At 57.8% G+C, this 17,062-nt stretch carries 18 protein-coding genes; all 18 read left to right on the top strand.

Translation table 11 applies throughout. The features are described from left to right. Positions 1-29 precede the first annotated feature (29 nt). The 18 genes from MTP41_RS00890 (at position 30) to MTP41_RS00805 (ending at position 17,032) form a co-directional block, all read left to right on the top strand. On the top strand, positions 30-494 hold the full coding sequence (locus MTP41_RS00890) for a cell division protein SepF (protein WP_044953672.1): 465 nt from the start codon (positions 30-32) through the stop codon (positions 492-494). After that, entirely contained in the window at positions 478-1,296 is an 819-nt protein-coding gene (locus MTP41_RS00885; protein WP_249235975.1) for a S4 domain-containing protein, read from the top strand. The genes MTP41_RS00890 and MTP41_RS00885 overlap by 17 nt, the downstream gene beginning before the upstream one ends. A 21-nt stretch (positions 1,297-1,317) precedes the next feature. Beyond that, positions 1,318-2,151, top strand: a complete 834-nt coding sequence (locus MTP41_RS00880; protein ID WP_242959295.1) for a DivIVA domain-containing protein — start codon at positions 1,318-1,320, stop codon at positions 2,149-2,151. Positions 2,152-2,190: 39 nt separating this feature from the next. Then, positions 2,191-4,986 (top strand): isoleucine--tRNA ligase, encoded by a 2,796-nt coding sequence (gene ileS / locus MTP41_RS00875; RefSeq protein WP_120020208.1) that lies wholly within the window; start codon positions 2,191-2,193, stop codon positions 4,984-4,986. A gap of 90 nt (positions 4,987-5,076) precedes the next feature. After that, complete coding sequence (gene lspA, locus MTP41_RS00870; RefSeq protein WP_120020209.1) at positions 5,077-5,562, top strand: signal peptidase II; 486 nt, start codon at positions 5,077-5,079, stop codon at positions 5,560-5,562. 3 nt (positions 5,563-5,565) lie between these two features. Next, the gene (locus MTP41_RS00865; RefSeq protein ID WP_249235974.1) at positions 5,566-6,498 is read left to right on the top strand and encodes an RluA family pseudouridine synthase; all 933 of its coding nucleotides are present in this window, start codon (positions 5,566-5,568) and stop codon (positions 6,496-6,498) included. Beyond that, on the top strand, positions 6,495-7,325 hold the full coding sequence (locus MTP41_RS00860) for an HAD family hydrolase (RefSeq protein ID WP_249235973.1): 831 nt from the start codon (positions 6,495-6,497) through the stop codon (positions 7,323-7,325). Before MTP41_RS00865 ends, MTP41_RS00860 begins: the two co-directional genes overlap by 4 nt. Positions 7,326-7,391: 66 nt before the next feature. Beyond that, complete coding sequence (locus tag MTP41_RS00855) at positions 7,392-7,751, top strand: ComEA family DNA-binding protein (RefSeq protein ID WP_118527364.1); 360 nt, start codon at positions 7,392-7,394, stop codon at positions 7,749-7,751. A gap of 41 nt (positions 7,752-7,792) precedes the next feature. Then, positions 7,793-10,180 (top strand): polyphosphate kinase 1, encoded by a 2,388-nt coding sequence (gene ppk1, locus MTP41_RS00850; protein WP_249235972.1) that lies wholly within the window; start codon positions 7,793-7,795, stop codon positions 10,178-10,180. A gap of 94 nt (positions 10,181-10,274) precedes the next feature. Continuing rightward, on the top strand, positions 10,275-10,805 hold the full coding sequence (locus tag MTP41_RS00845; protein WP_249235971.1) for a M23 family metallopeptidase: 531 nt from the start codon (positions 10,275-10,277) through the stop codon (positions 10,803-10,805). After that, entirely contained in the window at positions 10,802-11,287 is a 486-nt protein-coding gene (locus tag MTP41_RS00840; RefSeq protein ID WP_249235970.1) for a peptidase, read from the top strand. Before MTP41_RS00845 ends, MTP41_RS00840 begins: the two co-directional genes overlap by 4 nt. A gap of 65 nt (positions 11,288-11,352) precedes the next feature. Beyond that, positions 11,353-13,215 carry a TIGR03960 family B12-binding radical SAM protein gene (locus MTP41_RS00835; RefSeq protein ID WP_249235969.1) on the top strand — a complete coding sequence of 621 codons (1,863 nt, stop codon included), beginning with the start codon at positions 11,353-11,355 and terminating at the stop codon, positions 13,213-13,215. Next, complete coding sequence (locus MTP41_RS00830; RefSeq protein WP_249235968.1) at positions 13,190-13,834, top strand: TIGR03936 family radical SAM-associated protein; 645 nt, start codon at positions 13,190-13,192, stop codon at positions 13,832-13,834. The genes MTP41_RS00835 and MTP41_RS00830 overlap by 26 nt, the downstream gene beginning before the upstream one ends. Positions 13,835-14,049: 215 nt before the next feature. Further along, a complete protein-coding gene (rplS, locus tag MTP41_RS00825) occupies positions 14,050-14,391 on the top strand; it encodes a 50S ribosomal protein L19 (RefSeq protein WP_022257134.1) in 342 nt (113 codons plus the stop codon). A 169-nt stretch (positions 14,392-14,560) separates the two neighbouring features. Then, positions 14,561-15,109 carry a signal peptidase I gene (gene lepB, locus MTP41_RS00820; RefSeq protein ID WP_249235967.1) on the top strand — a complete coding sequence of 183 codons (549 nt, stop codon included), beginning with the start codon at positions 14,561-14,563 and terminating at the stop codon, positions 15,107-15,109. Then, positions 15,106-16,029 (top strand): ribosome biogenesis GTPase YlqF, encoded by a 924-nt coding sequence (gene ylqF / locus MTP41_RS00815; protein ID WP_005941918.1) that lies wholly within the window; start codon positions 15,106-15,108, stop codon positions 16,027-16,029. Before lepB ends, ylqF begins: the two co-directional genes overlap by 4 nt. After that, positions 16,026-16,673 carry a ribonuclease HII gene (locus MTP41_RS00810; protein WP_097777741.1) on the top strand — a complete coding sequence of 216 codons (648 nt, stop codon included), beginning with the start codon at positions 16,026-16,028 and terminating at the stop codon, positions 16,671-16,673. The genes ylqF and MTP41_RS00810 overlap by 4 nt, the downstream gene beginning before the upstream one ends. Next, positions 16,670-17,032, top strand: a complete 363-nt coding sequence (locus tag MTP41_RS00805) for a YraN family protein (RefSeq protein ID WP_120079326.1) — start codon at positions 16,670-16,672, stop codon at positions 17,030-17,032. The genes MTP41_RS00810 and MTP41_RS00805 overlap by 4 nt, the downstream gene beginning before the upstream one ends. Positions 17,033-17,062 lie beyond the last annotated feature (30 nt).

Genomic DNA, 17,062 nt, shown 5'->3' with positions numbered 1-17,062 from the left:
ATGCTGCCCGAATGAAAGGAGCAGATTGTATGTCTTTGCTTGACAGCATTAAGAAAGGTCTGTTTGACCAGGAAGACGATTACGAGGATCAGTACATTGACGATGGCCCCCAGATGGTAAACAATAACAATGGCATCGGCCTTGGTGCTGACGACGAAAATGAAGAGCCTGTTGAGGGTGCCAAGAAGAACGGCAAGGTGGTCAACATCAATGCCACCACTCAGCTCAAGGTCGTTCTGGTCAAGCCTGAGCGTTTTGAGGATGCCAGTACCATTGCTGACCACCTGAACAACAAGCGCACCGTGGTGCTCAATCTGGAGTCCACCAACAAGGAAGTGTCCCGCCGTCTGGTGGACTTCCTGTCCGGTGTTGCATATGCAAACAATGGCCAGATCAAGCGCGTGGCCAACAGCACCTTCATCATCACTCCGTACAACGTGGATATCATGGGTGATCTGCTGGACGAGCTGGAGAACAATGGCGCGTTCTATTGATCCGCAGCCCAAGGCGGCGCGCGGGTTCATCCCTGCGCGTACCGATGAAGAACGCTATCTCATGCGCCATATCGAGGACTTGGCCCACACGGCCTTTTCCCGGGACATTGCGCGGTATTCGGCTTTCCTGAGTGACCGCGAGCAGGACTTGGCCCGCGCGGCACTGGGCCGTGCCGGTGTGCAGGAGAGCTTCCGGTTTGAGGGCGGCTGGCTGAATGCGGAGCGCAGAGTGCTCTGTATCGAGCCGGAGTACAGCTGCGGCGAAGCACCCATCTGCTGTGTGCGGCTGCAATGCCGTGCACAGGCGGGAGCTGCGCTGCCCGCCCACAAGGATTACCTGGGCAGTCTGATGGGCCTTGAGCTGCGGCGCGAGGCGCTGGGAGATATCGTTCTGCCGGAGGATCAGCCGGGCACAGCTTATGTGTTTGCGCTGGAACCGGCAGCACAGCTGATCTGCCGGGAACTGTTTCAGGCTGGACACACGGAGCTGACCACGGAACTGCTGACGCTGGACGAGGTGCCGCAGTTTCCGCAGGCGGAGCGTGAGATGCACAGTGCAACGGTATCGTCCCTGCGGCTGGACGCTGTGCTGGCAGCTATGCTGCACTGCAGCCGAGGACAGGCTTCGGAACTGATCGAGGCGGGCAGGGTGGAGATCAACCACCTGCCGGCGGATAAACCTCATGCGCAGGTATATGAGGGCGATGTGTTCACGGTGCGCGGCAAGGGCCGCTTCAACCTGACTGCACTGCCCGGCAAAAGCAGAAAAGATCGGTCGATCATCGAATTTTTTCAATATTAAAAGCAACGGGAGGAAATGACTATGCTGACTCCGCAGGATGTCCGTTCTGTGCAATTTGAGAAAAACCTCCGCGGCTACCGCACAGAGGACGTAGACCGTTTTCTGGATAAGGTGGAAGAACAGCTGCGGGAAGACGATGCGCAGGCGGAACAGCTTCGCAAGCAGATTGCGGACCTGACTGCTGAAAACCAGAAGCTGCACGATGAACTGAAGAGCTTTGAGGCAGATGGTGAAATGCTCAAGAGTGCGCTGATCAATGCACAGCGCATGGGCGAAAATGTCATCCGCGAAGCAAACCAGAAAGCAGAAGAGATCATCCATCGTGCAAATCTGCGCGGTGATGATATCATCCGCGATGCCAACGAACTGCTGCAGAAGGCAAACGACCGTGCAGACGAGATCGAGAACGAAGCAAACGAGAAGCGCCTTGCAGAGGAGCGCGAGTATGACCGCGTGCGTCTGGAAGTGACCCGCTTCAAGTCTGACGTGCTCAACCTGTACCGCAGCCATGTGGAGTCTCTGAGCCGTCTGCCGGAGTTCCAGAAGGAAACGGCTGCACAGGATGCCGAACAGGCAGAGCCTGCTGCAGAGGAAAGTGAGCCTGCCGCTGCAGCCCAGCCGCAGGCAGCGGACGTGCAGGAGCCGGAAGCAGAGCCTGCACAGCCCGCACAGGAAGATGCAGAACCTGCTGCCGTTGTTGAAAATGACGACGACAAGGCAGCTGACAGCAGCGAGGATTTCTGGGCAAAGGATGAGAGCCAGCTCAAGCTGGACCCGCCGCCCGCGCCTCCTGCTGATTTTAAGCCGGACGAGCCAGACTACGATGCTTTTCAGGGTGTCAAGTTCAGCGAGTAAGGCAACCCCATAAGGAAATATAGAGGAGAGTGTAAACCATTGGCTAAGAACAAATCGCAGTACGATAGTACTCTGAACCTGCCCAAGACCCTGTTTGAAATGCGTGCCGGCCTGCCCAAGAAGGAGCCGGTCATGCTGAAGGATTGGGACGACAACGACCTGTACAATCAGCTCATGAAGCACAACGAGGGCAAGCCGCAGTTCATCCTGCACGACGGCCCTCCGTACGCAAACGGTAATATCCACATGGGTACTGCCCTGAACAAGATCATCAAGGATATCATTATCCGCGATAAGAACATGGAGGGTTTCCAGGCTCCCTATGTGCCCGGCTTTGATACCCACGGCCTGCCCATCGAGCTGAAGGCTCTGTCCTCCGTCGGTGATAAGAAAAAGGACATTTCCAAGCTGGAACTGCGCCAGATCTGCGAAAAGTTTGCTACTGAGCACATCGATATCATGAGCGACCAGTTCAAGCGTCTGGGCGTTATCGGCGATTTCGAGCATCCGTATCTGACCCTGAAGCCTGAGTTCGAGGCACGCCAGATCGAGATCTTTGGCGAGATGGCAAAGAAGGGCTACATCTACAAGGGCCTGAAGCCCGTGTACTGGTGCCCGGACTGCCGCACGGCTCTGGCAGAGGCCGAGATTGAGTACGGCGAGGACGACTGCGATTCCATCTTCGTGCGTTTCCACGTCTCTCAGGACCCCAACGGTGTGCTGGCAAAGCACGGCATCCCGATGGACAAGACCTACTTCGTCATCTGGACCACCACCACTTGGACTCTGCCCGCTAACGAGGCGATCTGTCTGAACGGCCAGTTCGAGTACTCCTTCGTCAAGATCGGCGATGAGTTCCACATCATGGCCACCGAACTGGTCAAGAGCGTCATGGATGCCTGCCACATCGAGAACTACGAGATCGTGGGTGAGCCGGTCTCCGGTGCCGAGTTTGAGCTGATGCGCTACAACCACGTCTACCTGCCCAAGGAGGGCTGGGTCATTCTGGGCGATCACGTCACGCTGGAAAGCGGTTCCGGCTGTGTCCATACCGCAGGCGGCCACGGCGTGGACGACTTCAACGTCTGCCAGAAGTATCCGCAGGTGCCCATCACCGTCCCCGTGGACGATGGCGGCTATCTGACCGAGCTGGCCGGTAAGTATGCAGGTCAGCGCGTGTGGGCTGCCAACAAGACCATTCTGGCCGATTTGACCGAGTCCGGTGCTGTCATGGGTCAGGTGCACATCAAGCATCAGTACCCGCACTGCTGGCGCTGCCATCACCCCATCATCTTCCGTGCAACGGAACAGTGGTTCTGCTCCATCGCAAAGTTCCGCGAGGATGTCTACAAGGCCATCGACACCGTTACCTGGATGCCGGATTGGGGCCATGACCGCATGAAGGGCATGGTGCGCGACCGCAACGACTGGTGCATCAGCCGCCAGCGCACCTGGGGTGTGCCCATCCCCGCATTTTATTGCAAGAAGTGCGGCACCTACCACATCACCGATGCCACCATCAAGGCTGTCAGCGACCTGTTCCGCAAAGAAGGTTCCGATGCATGGTATAAGTACGAAGCCGAGCAGATCATCCCCGCAGGCGAAGTGTGCGAAAAGTGCGGTGCTTCCGAGTGGACCAAGGACACCGACATCATGGATGTCTGGTTCGACTCCGGCTCCACCCACGCTGCTGTGCTGGAGGAGCGCCCCGAGCTGCGCTTCCCGGCTGATATGTATATGGAAGGCGGCGACCAGTTCCGCGGCTGGTTCCAGTCCAGCCTGCTGACCAGCGTTGCAAGCAAGGGCTGCGCACCCTATAAGTCTGTTCTGTGCCACGGCTGGGTCGTGGATGAGCAGGGCAAGCAGATGCACAAGAGCGCCGGCAACGGCGTGGAGCCCAGCGAGATCATCAAGGACTACGGCGCTGATATCATCCGTCTGTGGGTGGCTTCTTCCGACTACACCGTGGATGTGCGTGCCGGCAAGAACATCTTCAAGCAGCTGAGCGAGGCTTACCGCAAGATCCGCAACACCGCCCGCTTCATTCTGGGCAATCTGGACGGCTTTGATCCCAACACCGACTGTGTGGCTGACGATCAGCTGCAGGAGATCGACCGCTGGGCACTGGCTGCTCTGGATGACCTGATGGTCAACACCAGCGCAGGCTACGCTGTGTATGACTTCAACAAGGTCTATCATGCAGTGTACAACTTCTGCGTTGTTGCAATGTCCAACTTCTATCTGGATGTGACCAAGGATCGCCTGTACTGCACCAACGGCGCAGGCCGCAAGGCTGCTCAGACCACCATGTACAAGATCCTTGTGGCTCTGGACAAGATCATTGCGCCCATCCTGTGCTTCACCAGTCAGGAGATCTGGGACTTCATGCCCAAGACCGAGGGCATGAACCAGTACGTTGTCTTTGAGGAGATGCCCAAGGCCGGCCAGTATGCCGCCGATGAAGCCTTCAAGGCAAAGTGGGCACAGCTGATCGCCGTCCGTGATGAGGTGAAGAAGGTTCTGGAGCAGGCCCGTGCCGAAAAGGTCATCGGTGCTTCTCTGGAGGCTGCCGTCACCCTGTACTGCAATGATACTGTGTACAGCCTGCTCAACAGCATCCCCATGGACGAGCTGGCCGACCTGATGATCGTCTCTCAGGTAGAGCTGGTCAAGGGCGAAGGCGGCGCTGCAAGTGCTGTCGAGGGTCTGGGCGTTGCTGCTGCACATGCTACCGGCGAAAAGTGCGAGCGCTGCTGGAAGTATTCTTCTTCCATCGGCAGCCATGCCGCACATCCCACCCTGTGCGCACGCTGCGCCAGCGTTGTGGAAGCCTAAGCGTTCCGCATAAAACAATGTTTTAAAGGGCGGCGCTCCCTTATACCGGGGAGCGCCGTTTTTTATACTGAATGATTTTGGGAGTATCCTATGGCATTTGTTGTTTTTAATCTGCTCGCGGCTGCGGCACTCATTGGCATCGATCAGGTCATCAAGCTGTGGGCCACAAATGTGCTGCAGCCCGTTGGTGCAATGCCGCTGATCCCCCATGTGGTGGAGCTGCGGTTCGTGCTCAACCCGGGCATGGCGTTCAGCCTGCTCAGCGGCAAGCAGCTGTTCCTTATCATCGCTACCAGCATAGCGCTGATCCTTGTGGCCTACGGGCTGTTCTTCCGCAGCCGCGGCAGATACCTGCAGCAGGCCGCACTGCTGCTGATCCTTGCCGGCGGTGTCGGCAACCTGATCGACCGTGTGCTCAACGGCGAGGTGGTGGACTACATCAATCTGCTGTTCATGCAGTTTGCGGTGTTCAATTTTGCGGATATCTGCGTGTGTGTGGGCGTGGGCCTCTGGGTGCTGGTAATTTTTCTGGAAGAGCTGCACGCTGAGAACGGGCAGTCCCCGAAGGAGCAGTGAGCCATGGAACAGCGTGAATTTGTGGTGGAGCAGGAGACGGCAGGCCAGCGCATCGACCGCTTTCTGAGCGGCGAGGACACCGGCCTTTCCCGGTCTGCTCTGCAGGCGCTGGTGGCCGACGGTCATGTGTTGTGCAACGGCAAGCTGGTCGCCAAAAGCCTGAAGCTCAAGGCGGGCGACACCATCGTTTTGGAAATTCCGGACGCAAAGCCCATTGAGGCCGTGCCGCAGGACATCCCGCTGGAAATCGTCTATGAGGACGAGCATCTGCTGGTGGTCAACAAGCCCAAAGGCATGGTGGTGCACCCGGCTCCCGGCAACCCGGACGGCACGCTGGTGAACGCGCTGCTGTGGCACTGCAAGGGAAGCCTGTCCGGTATCGGCGGCGAGATTCGCCCCGGCATCGTGCACCGCATCGATAAGGACACCAGCGGACTGCTGGTGGTGGCAAAGGACGATGCAACGCACATCGGCCTTTCCCAGCAGATGGCGGTGCACAGTGTGGAGCGCGCGTATCGCACCATCGTGTACGGCGGCTTTGCACAAGATGAGGGCTTTGTGGAAAGCAATCTGGGCCGCAGCAAGACCGACCGCAAAAAGATGGCGGTCTACCCGGCCAGTGAGCCGCACACCAAATATGCCTATACCGGCTATCAGGTGCTGGAACGGCTGAACAACTTTACCATGCTGGAATGCCGCCTGAAGACCGGCCGCACCCATCAGATCCGCGTGCACATGGCATCCATCCAGCACCCGGTGGCGGGCGACCCGGTGTATGGCCCGCACAATTGCATCACCAGCCTGCACGGCCAGTGCCTGCACGCCAAAACGCTGGGCTTTGTGCACCCGATCACCGGCGAACATCTGCGGTTCGATTCGGAATTGCCGGAATACTTCACTCGTTTTCTTGCAACGCTCAGGAGGGGAACGGTATGAACCATCTTTCTTCAACGCTTGTACTGTGTGATCTGGACCATCTGCTTTTGGGTGCCGACGGCAACCTGACGCAGGTGGTGCGGGATGTGCTGCAGCTGTTCGTCCGCCGTGGCGGACGTTTTACGGTGTTTTCCCAGCGCACGCCGCGGGCAGTGCGGTCCATTCTGGGCAGTGTGCGGCTCAGTGCTCCTGCGCTGGTGTGCGGCGGTGCCATGGCCTACCATTTTTCCGATGGCACCCGCCAGCCGCTGTGCACCTTTGCCGGGCAGGATGCCGACCTGTTCGCCCGCCTGCCGGTGGCAGAGGGCGTGGGCATTGCCCTGCAGATGACCGACGGTACTACCCGCGTGCTGCGCATGAGCGAGGCATTGGAGCGTCATCTGCGGCAGGAATGGACCCCTTATCTGCTGGCAAATGCGGCAGACATCAAGGGGGAAGAAGTGCTGCGGGTGTTGCTGTATCAGGACAGCAAGGTAGTGCCCATGATCTCGCTGCTGGAAAAATCTCTGGGCGACCGCACAGCGGTGCTGCTGGGCGAGCGTGCCGCAGCGGATACGCTGATCCTGACCCCCAGAACCGTCTCTGGCCGTGAAATGCTGGATGCCGTGTGTATGCCGGTGGGCATCGACCCGGAAGATGTGCTGGTACTTGCCGGAGGGCTGCCTATGCTGGACATGGTGCGCGCTTCCAGCCAGAGCACCGCAGCTGCGGATGCCCCGGCTGAGCTGCGTCTTGCTGCCCAAAAGGTCACTTTGACCGATGCTGCGGCAGGTTCTGCAGTGGAAGTGCTGTACCGTATGGTGCGGGATGCTGAAAATTTGGCGTAAAATTTGTGCAAGGCTTCTGCAAATTCTTTCGCAGAAGCCTTTCTTTTTGGAGGAAAGTCAGGTACAATGAGAGAAACGCATCTTCTGGTCCTGCAAAAGAAGGAAAAACTCTTTCTTGCGCTGTCGCTGGCGGCGGTGGTTTTGTGCACAGTGCTGGCCTTTGGCTTTGCCGTGCCGCTGCAGGCTGCCGAACCGCAGGTCCTGCCGGATACGACCGGGCTGGAACAGTATGTGCTGGTGGATCTGAACACTGCTGATCTCTCTGCGCTGTGCACACTGCCGGGCGTAGGGGAAAAGCGCGCACAGACGATTCTGGATTACCGGACGCAGAATGGCCCGTTTGAACGGGTAGAAGATGCAGCCGATGTTCCGGGCCTGACACAGACCATTGTGGATTCCTGGGCAGGAATGGCAACCGTGAGCTGAGCCGCAGCCGGCGGCCCGGCGCAGCAAAAAGGGGAATGATTATGAGTGACGATACCATTTTTATCAACCGGGAACTGAGCTGGCTGGATTTCAACCGGCGCGTTCTTGCGCTGGGAAAGGATAAAAATGTTCCGCTTGCAGAGCGGGTCAAATTTCTTGCGATCTACGGCTCCAATCTGGACGAGTTTTTTATGGTGCGCGTGGGTTCTCTGCAGGAGCGCGCCAATCTGGAACAGGAACAGGGCAAAAAGGTCAAGAGGGAAAACAAGACCAACATGTCCGCGGCGGAACAGCTGACTGCCATCATGCCCAAAACGGCACAGCTGCAGGAGGAGTGCGATAAATACTACGCAAAGGCGCTGGAAGCACTGGCGGAGTGCGGCTGGCGCAAGGTGGATCTTGACCACTTGTCCAAGGAGGACGAGCACTTCTGGAAGAAGTACTTCCAAACGGAGCTGTTCCCCATCCTCAGCCCGCAGATCGTGGATAACCGCCATCCGTTCCCATTCCTGCGCAATAAGGAGATTTACCTTGGCGTTCTGCTCAAGGAAAAACACCCGGCAGGGCAGAGCCTTGGCATCATTCCCATTTCCAGCCAGATGGAACGGATGCACGTTGTAAAAAAAGACGGCGAAACGCAGTTTGCACTTACCGAAGAGCTGGTGCTGCACTTTGCGGCCAGCATCTTTGGCAAAGAGACGATTCAGGAAAAATGTCTCTTCCGTGTTACCCGCAATGCGGATATCGACGTAAAAGAGGGCATGATGGATCATGATATCGACTACCGCGAGATCATGACCGAGCTGCTCAAGCGCCGCCGTAAGCTGGCTGCGGTGCGTCTGCAGATCACGCCTGCCCCGGCCCCGGAGGTAGAACGCCTGCTGTGCAACCGTCTGCTGCTCACCCATAAACGGGTGTTCGAGCAGAAAAGCCCGCTGGATCTGAGCTTTTTCTACAAGCTCACCGGCCGCATGGAAGCGGAGGAACGGCCGGAACTGTTCTACCCGGCTGCACGGCCCATGCTGCCGCCGCCGGACTACGACCTTGCCGCTGAGGTGCAGAAGCACGATGTGCTGCTCAGCTATCCGTACCAGTCCATCCGGCCCTTCATTGCCATGCTCAAAAAGGCTGCCCATGATCCTGAGGTCATTTCCATCAAAATGACGCTGTACCGTATGGCGCGGGAGTCCCAGATCGTGCAGGCGCTGATGGAAGCCGCTGAGAACGGCAAAGAGGTGGTGGCGCTGGTGGAGCTGCGCGCCCGCTTTGACGAGCAGAACAATATCGACTGGTCGAAGCAGCTGGAAAGCGCAGGCTGCACGGTCATTTATGGCTTTGATGATTACAAAGTGCACTCCAAGCTGACCCTTATCACCAAAAAGAGCAAAGAGGGCTACTCTTATATCACCCAGATCGGCACCGGCAACTACAACGAAAAGACCAGTGAGCTTTACACGGATTATTCCTTCATTACGGCAGACCATGGCATTGGCGAGGAAGCTTCCAATGTGTTCCAGAACCTTGCCGTGCAGAAGCTGACGGAGGAGAGCGACCGGATGCTGGTAGCACCGCTGCGCTTCAAGAGCGTATTGCTGGAAGAGATGGATCGTGTCATTGCCGCCGCCCGCATGGGCCGTCCGGCATCCATGATCCTGAAAAACAATTCCATCAGCGACCGGGATATCATCCTCAAGCTGCAGGAAGCCAGCTGTGCCGGTGTGCGCATTGATATGATCGTGCGCGGCATCTGCTGCGTGCGCGCCGGCGTGCCCGGCAAGACGGAGAACCTGCATATCCGCAGCCTTGTGGGTCGTTATCTGGAGCATGGCCGCATTTACAGCTTCTTCGATGGTGCACATACCCGCATCTATATTGCATCCGGCGATTTCCTCACCCGCAACACCGAGTGCCGCGTGGAGGTGGGCGTGCGCGTGGAGGATCCCGTGCTGGTGCGGAAGCTTACCGATATTCTGCAGCTGCAGCTGCGGGATAACGTCAATGCCCGCGAGATGCGCCCGGACGGCAGCTACCAGAAGGTAAAGCCCGCTGAGGGCGAAGCACTGGTGAACGGCCAGATGGGCATGTATGAGCTGTTGAAAAATGACTGGACGCAGCCGGAGCCTTGGAGGCTTTCTGCCGCTGCGCAGGAAAAACAGCCTGAACCTTCTGCCGAAGCAGAAAAGCCAGAACCTGCGAAAACGGAAGTAGCTCCCGCTGCAAAACAGGCAGAAGCTTCTCACCCGGAATCTGCTGCGGCACCGGAAAGCGGCGACCGTTTTGACCAGCTGGAACAGATGGTCAATCATAAAAAGCGTACAGAGCCGCAGCCTGCCCCTGCAGCCAAGCCGATAAAGCCGGTGGTGGTGGAGACACCCGCCCCCAGAAGCCGCCTGAAACGGATTTTGGATTTCTTCAGGTTACGCAGATAATATTTGCAAGACCCGACAGAGCAAACCCTCTGCCGGGTCTTTTTGCGTGTTTGCCTGCATAAATAAAAAGCAAACGGAAGGCAGGAGGCAGAAGGTGCGGGCAAAGCGATGGGGACGAGCCGGGCACGGCAGGGAGCAGCCCAGACGGAGGGTGATTTTTCTGGCAGTTTTAGCCGGACTGCTGGTGTGCGTGGTGCTTCCGGTGCGGGCGCAGAAAAAAACGGGGAAGCTCTGTTTCCCGCTGGACACCACACAGTACCGTGTTTCGGACGGATACGGCTGGCGGCAGGATCCTTTTACCGGGGAAAGGACGTTCCATAAGGGCATTGATCTTGCCTGTGCAGAGGGAACAAAAGTGCTTGCTGCGGAAGGCGGTGCGGTGGTGCAGGCATACCGCAGCACAAGCTATGGCACCTGTCTGCGTGTTCTCCATACAGATGGCAGCGAGTCACTTTACGCCCATTTGCAGTACGCCTATGTCCGCCCGGGCGAGGTGGTGGAAGCAGGGCAGCTGCTGGGCGCAGCAGGGCGCAGCGGGCGCGCTACGGGAGCACACCTGCATTTTGAACTGTACCGGAAGGGAACAGCCTGTGACCCGGCGGATGCGCTGGGCCTTTCCTCATGAAGCTGCATGATTTCCGGCAGCTGGGGCCGCTGGTGTTCCGCGACCCGCTGCTTTTGTGTAGCGCACTGTATTTTCTGCTCTACTTTGATGCAAGCGGCTTTTTGCGGCTGGGGCTGCTGGCGGCGTTCCTGCACGAGTGCGGGCACATTCTGGTGTATTGTGTGTTTCTGCGCCGCTTTCCGGTCATTGAGGTGACCATGACTGGCTTTTGTATGCGGATGGACGCTCCGGCCCGGGGCCTTTCACCGGGGCGGCTCTTCTGGCTGGCTGCTGCAGGCCCGGCGGTCAATTTCATGCTGGCAGGCATCTGGGCGCTGCGGCTGGAACAGGAACTGACCATCCGCGGCAGTGCCTTCTGGGCGGCAAATCTGCTGACCGGGGGATTCAATCTGCTGCCCGTTCCACCGCTGGATGGGGCGCAGCTGGCATCCTGCCTGTGCGAAATGCGGCGTGCAGGCAAAAAGTTTAAGGGAAATGATTGAAAAAACAGCTCATTTCGGGTACAATAAAATGACGTGTAAAAATGGACTGTTTATTGGAGGACTCGATGTTTGATCCAAAACTGAAAGAAGCACTGGGACGGGTACAGAAGCCTGGTCGTTATACCGGCGGAGAACCCGGCAGTGTATATAAGGACAAAGAAAAAGTGGATGTCCGCTTTGCGTTCTGCTTTCCGGACACCTATGAGGTGGGTATGTCCTTCCTCGGCGAAAAGATCCTGTATGAGCTGCTCAACCGCCACGAAAACTGGTGGTGCGAGCGTGCTTTTATGCCGTGGCTGGATATGAAGGCTGAGATGGAGCGTCTTGGTCTGCCGCTCTACACCATGGAGAGCAAGGACCCGCTCACCGCTTTTGATGCAGTGGGCTTCACCCTGCAGTACGAGCTTTCCTATACCAATATTCTGGCTATGCTGGATCTGGCGGGCATCCCGTTCTATTCCAAGGATCGCGATGAAAGCTGGCCGCTGATCGTGGCGGGCGGCCCCTGCGCCTGCAACGCGGAACCCATTGCGGACTTTTTTGATGTGGTCCAGCTGGGTGAGGGCGAAAACCAGCTGCCCGGCATCTGCGCCGAGATCGAAAAGGCCAAGAAGGAGGGCGGCGTTTCCAAAAAGGAACTGCTGCTGCGCATTGCAAAGATCCCCGGCGTCTATATCCCGGCGTTCTACGATGTGGAGTATTACGAAGATGGCCGGGTCAAGGCCATCACCCCCAATGAGCCGGGCATCCCAGCGCGCATCACCAAGGCGATCATCAAGGACCTGAACGAGTTTGCCCCGCCTACGAATTTCGTGGTGCCCATGGTGGGTGCCATTCAGGACCGCGCCAGCATCGAGGTGCTGCGCGGCTGTGTGCGTGGCTGCCGTTTCTGTCAGGCGGGCTTTCTGTACCGTCCCATGCGCCAGCGTGACGCGGGCCTTCTGAACAGGGCGGCGCAGGAGCTGTGCGCTAACACCGGCTATGAAGAACTGAGCCTTTCCAGCCTGTCCACCTCTGACCACGGGCAGCTGGAAGAGCTGCTGGACGATCTGAACGAGTGGGCACCCAAGGAGCATGTGAGTCTGTCGCTGCCTTCGCTGCGCGTGGACAACTTCTCCCAGAGCCTCATTGAAAAGACCACCAAGGTGCGCAAGAGCGGCCTGACCTTCGCCGCCGAAGCCGGCACCCAGCGCCTGCGCAACGTCATCAACAAGAATGTCACATGGGATGAGATCGAAAAGACCTGCACCATTGCATTCAACGCGGGCTACACCTCGGTCAAGCTCTACTTCATGATGGGCCTGCCCACTGAGACCATGGAGGACATTGAGGGCATCGCAGAGACGGCGCAGAAGGTGGTAGACCTCTATTATTCGCTGCCCAAGCGCGGCAAGGGAAAGGGCGTTCAGGTGACCATCAGCTGTGCCTGCTTTGTGCCCAAGCCCCATACGCCGTTTGAGTTCGTGCCCATGGACACTGAAGAAATGCTGCGCGCCAAGCAGAAGCACCTGCTGGAAAGTGTGCGCAGCCGCAAGATCAAGGTCAACTACCACGACAGCACCACCAGCTTTTTGGAGGGCGTGTTCGCCAAGGGCGACCGCCGTCTGGCACCGGTCATTGTGGAAGCCTACAAGCGCGGCTGCTACTTCGACGGCTGGGAGGAGTGCTTCAAGTACGATACTTGGCTGCAGACCTTTGCTGATCTGGGCATCGACCCGGCGTTCTACTGCCAGCGGCCCATCGGTCTGGACGAGGTAACGCCCTGGTCCCATATGGACTACGGTGTTACCCACGAATATCTGGTACGGGAGTACAAAAAGGCCCTTGCCGCCCAGACTACCCAGCCCTGCAACCGTGCCTGCCACGGCTGCGGTGCAAATCACCTGTTAGGAGGTCCCTGCTTTGATTACAGTCAGAATCTCGTTTGAGAAAAAGAATGAGGCCTCCTACATCTCCCTGCTGGACCTGCAGCGGGTGATGCAGCGGGTGCTCAAGCGCAGCGGCCTGCCGGTGTGGCATACGCTGGGTTTCAATCCCCACATCTATATGACCTTTGCCTGCCCGCTTTCTCTGGGGCAGGAGAGCGAGTGCGAGTGCGTGGACGTCAAGACCGAAGCGGAAGCCCCGGATTTTGAACAGTGGAAAGCGGCCCTCAATGCCATCATGCCCGCAGGCATCGTGATCACGCACGTTGGCCCGGTGCAGATGAAAGCGGACCTCATTGCCTACGCATGCTATCGCATCACCTACCCGGCGGCAGCGGCTGCGGCGCTGGATGCGTACAACGCGCTGGAAAGCGCCCCGGTGGAAAAGCACGGCAAAAAAGGCAACAAGATCATTGAGCTGAAGGAATATCTGCCCAAGGTGGAGTACACCACGGAGGGGGACAGCGTGCACATTGATCTGTGCCTGCCCGCTGCGCAGGAGCTGAACCTGAACCCCTCGCTGCTCACCGGCTTTCTGGAAGAAAAATTCGGCCTGCCTGCCGTCAGCGCCAACATCCTGCGCAAAAAGTTTTTGACGGCAGATAAGCAGCTGTTTGTCTGATCGGAGCGTGAAAGACTGTCTGTTGGGCAAAACAGAAAATTTTTGCATTTATTTTGGTCAGAACGCTTGCATTCACGCAGGTTTTGTGATATCCTATTTAGGCGTTAGTGTCCGCTGAGACCACAGCGGGGTTAATGACAATATCATTAAACGGGCGGTCCTCTGACGGCAAAGTGCCGTGTATGAACGTCTAAAAACAAATGGAGGATTCAAAAATGGACGCACTGAAGATTATTTCTGAAGGCAGCATCAAGGCTGAAAAGCCCCAGTTCAACGTTGGCGATACCGTCCGCGTTGATGTTCGTATCAAGGAAGGCGACCGTGAGCGCATTCAGGCCTTTGAGGGCACTGTGATCGCAAAGAAGCACGGCGGCGTTGCTGAGACCTTTACCGTTCGCCGCGTTGCTTACGGTGTTGGCATCGAGCGTGTCTTCCCCATCAACAGCCCCTTCGTTGAGAAGGTCACCGTTGTCCGCAAGGGCAAGGTCCGCCGCGCAAAGCTGTTCTACCTGCGTGGCCGTACGGGCAAGGCTGCCAAGGTCAAGAGCGATATTTGATCATCCCCGATTTGAAACGGGAGAAAAGGGACAACCTTGTTGTCCCTTTTTTCTTTATCAAAATTTCGGAAAAATGCGGCTTTTTGCAGGCACCGTTCTTGCGAAGAGCCTGTCGGTTGCGGTATAATCGGGTCAGCAGTGTAAAACCAGAAGGTGAGGTGTACCGGATATGGAAAAACAGGAACAGACAAAGCCCGTGCGCGGGCAGAACCTGCTGGAATGGTACGAGGCATTGATCTCGGCAGCGCTGGTGCTGGTGCTGATCTTTTCGTTTTTCTTCCGCATCATTCAGGTGGACGGCAGCTCCATGGTGCCCACACTGGTGAACGGTGATAAGCTCATCGTGTGGGGAGCAGGCTATACCCCGCAGCGTGGTGACGTGGTCATTGTGGACAGCTATACCTCCTACGGTAAACCGCTGGTCAAGCGTGTCATCGCCAAGGGCGGAGATACCATCAGCATTGATTACGATTCCGGTGTGGTCATGGTGAACGGTGAGGTCTTGCAGGAGGACTACATTGCAGAGCCTACCTATCTTGGCTACGATGTGCAGTTCCCGTACACAGTGTCGGAGGGCACGGTGTTCGTGATGGGTGATAACCGCAACCAATCACTGGACAGCCGTTCCACCTATGTGGGCTGCATTGACGAACGGGACATTCTGGGCAGGGTGCTTTTGTGCTTTATGCCCTTTACAGATTTTGGGGTGGTAAAATGAACGAAATGGATACCCGCTTTGCAAACCAGTACAATATTCAGTGGTTCCCGGGCCACATGACCAAGACTCTGCGCATGATGGAGCAGGAGATCCAGCACGTGGATGCCAGCCTTGTGCTGCTGGATGCCCGAATCCCGCTTTCCAGCCTGAACCCGGAGATCGAGCGCATCACGGCCCGCAAGCCGAAACTATACGCGCTGAACAAGGCCGATCTGGCAGACCCGGCTGTAACGGAAGAGTGGATCAAGTATTTCCGTGCGGCAGATGCCGGCTGTGTGGCCATCAGCGCCAAGCAGAAGGGCGGTGCCAATGCGGTAAAGGCTGCCATTGAAAAAGAACTGGCGGGCCTGCTGGAACGCCGCCAGAACCGCGGCATGGGCGGTGCCAAAACACAGGTGATGCTGTGCGGCATCCCCAATGTGGGCAAATCCACCTTCATCAACACCTTTGCAGGCTCTGCCCGCGCCAAGGCGGCAGACCGCCCGGGCGTAACCAAGGGCAAACAGTGGGTCAGCACCGACAAATTTGACCTGCTGGATATGCCCGGCGTACTGTGGAAGAAGTTTGACTCCAAGACCATTGCGTCCAATCTGGCCTTTATCGGCTCCATCAAGGATGATATTCTGGATGTGGAAGAGCTGGCCATGAACCTGCTGGACGAGGTGCGCCGCAACTACCCCGACCTTGTGGCCCAGCGCTACAAGCTGGATGCCGAAACGCTGGCCCTGCCGCCCTACGAGCTGATGGAAGCCATCGGCCGCAAGCGCGGTCTGCTGGTGCGCGGCGGCGAGGTGAACACCGAGCGCTGCGCCATTATGCTGGTGGACGAGTTCCGCGCCTGCAAGTGGGGCCGCATCTCGCTGGAGCGTCCGCCGCAGCGGGATGATCTGGCTGATTTTGCCGAGGAGGATGACGAATGAAGCGCCGTTCCGACGAGGAGATCTCGGCTCCGTTGTATGAGTACGATGCCGCTGTACGCAGTCAGTATGGCTGCTTTGCAGGCGTGGACGAAGCCGGACGCGGCCCTCTGTGCGGCCCGGTGTGCGTAGCGGCCTGTATTCTGGACCCGGAGAATCCGGTCTTTGGCATCAACGACTCCAAAAAGCTTACTGAGAAAAAGCGGGAAGCTCTGTTTGATGAGATCATTGAAAAGGCGTTGGCCTACAAAATTGTTTTTGTGGGGCCGGAGATCATTGACCGGGACAACATCCTCAACGCCACCATGGGCGGCATGAAGCAGGCTGTGGAAGAGCTGGACATCGTGCCGAACCTTGTTCTCGTGGATGGAAACCGCACCCCGGCAGGGCTGCTGGTCCCGGCACAGCCGGTGGTCAAGGGCGATGCCACCAGTGCCAGCATCGGCGCAGCATCCGTCCTTGCCAAGGTCAGCCGTGACCGCTATATGCTGGAACTGGACAGACAGTATCCGCAGTATCAGCTGGCAAAGCACAAGGGCTACCCGACCAAGCTCCACTATGAGCTGATCGCCCAGTACGGCATCCAGCCGTTCTACCGCCGCAGCTTCCTCAAAAAGCAGGGCTACTGGCCGGAGAACGGAAAGTGAACCGCGCCGAGACAGGGCGCAGGGGAGAAGCAGCTGCGGCCCGCTGGTATCAGAAGCAGGGCTGCAGGCTGCTGGCACACAACTTCCACACCCGGATGGGTGAGCTGGATGTTGTGGTGCAGGAGCCGGATGGGACCATTGTCATCTGTGAGGTCAAGACCCGTGCGGAAGGCTCTCTGGCCAGCCCGGCAGAAGCGGTGGACCGGCCCAAACAGCGCCGCCTGATCCGTGCAGCACAGTGTTATCTGCAGCAGAACGGCCTGAGCGATGCACCGGTGCGATTTGACGTGGCAGAAGTGTTCCCTCTTGACAGCGGGCGCTGGATGGTACATATTATAAGGGGCGCTTTTCTCACGTAAAGCAACGGCCCCGGTGGGAAAATGTACGGG

The sequence above is a fragment of the Faecalibacterium sp. I4-3-84 genome (assembly GCF_023347255.1).
Lineage (GTDB): Bacteria > Bacillota > Clostridia > Oscillospirales > Ruminococcaceae > Faecalibacterium > Faecalibacterium taiwanense.
This window is presented reverse-complemented; position numbering and strand designations above follow the sequence as displayed.

Bases quoted from the DNA above. Each gene is read 5' to 3' on its own strand.
- ppk1 (WP_249235972.1), top strand. From the start codon at position 7,793: ATGAGTGACGATACCATTTTTATCAACCGGGAACTGAGCTGGCTGGAT.
- MTP41_RS00865 (WP_249235974.1), top strand. From the start codon at position 5,566: ATGGAACAGCGTGAATTTGTGGTGGAGCAGGAGACGGCAGGCCAGCGC.
- lepB (WP_249235967.1), top strand. From the start codon at position 14,561: ATGGAAAAACAGGAACAGACAAAGCCCGTGCGCGGGCAGAACCTGCTG.
- lspA (WP_120020209.1), top strand. From the start codon at position 5,077: ATGGCATTTGTTGTTTTTAATCTGCTCGCGGCTGCGGCACTCATTGGC.
- MTP41_RS00840 (WP_249235970.1), top strand. From the start codon at position 10,802: ATGAAGCTGCATGATTTCCGGCAGCTGGGGCCGCTGGTGTTCCGCGAC.
- MTP41_RS00890 (WP_044953672.1), top strand. From the start codon at position 30: ATGTCTTTGCTTGACAGCATTAAGAAAGGTCTGTTTGACCAGGAAGAC.
- MTP41_RS00835 (WP_249235969.1), top strand. From the start codon at position 11,353: ATGTTTGATCCAAAACTGAAAGAAGCACTGGGACGGGTACAGAAGCCT.
- MTP41_RS00880 (WP_242959295.1), top strand. From the start codon at position 1,318: ATGCTGACTCCGCAGGATGTCCGTTCTGTGCAATTTGAGAAAAACCTC.
- MTP41_RS00855 (WP_118527364.1), top strand. From the start codon at position 7,392: ATGAGAGAAACGCATCTTCTGGTCCTGCAAAAGAAGGAAAAACTCTTT.
- MTP41_RS00810 (WP_097777741.1), top strand. From the start codon at position 16,026: ATGAAGCGCCGTTCCGACGAGGAGATCTCGGCTCCGTTGTATGAGTAC.
- MTP41_RS00885 (WP_249235975.1), top strand. From the start codon at position 478: ATGGCGCGTTCTATTGATCCGCAGCCCAAGGCGGCGCGCGGGTTCATC.
- MTP41_RS00860 (WP_249235973.1), top strand. From the start codon at position 6,495: ATGAACCATCTTTCTTCAACGCTTGTACTGTGTGATCTGGACCATCTG.
- rplS (WP_022257134.1), top strand. From the start codon at position 14,050: ATGGACGCACTGAAGATTATTTCTGAAGGCAGCATCAAGGCTGAAAAG.
- ylqF (WP_005941918.1), top strand. From the start codon at position 15,106: ATGAACGAAATGGATACCCGCTTTGCAAACCAGTACAATATTCAGTGG.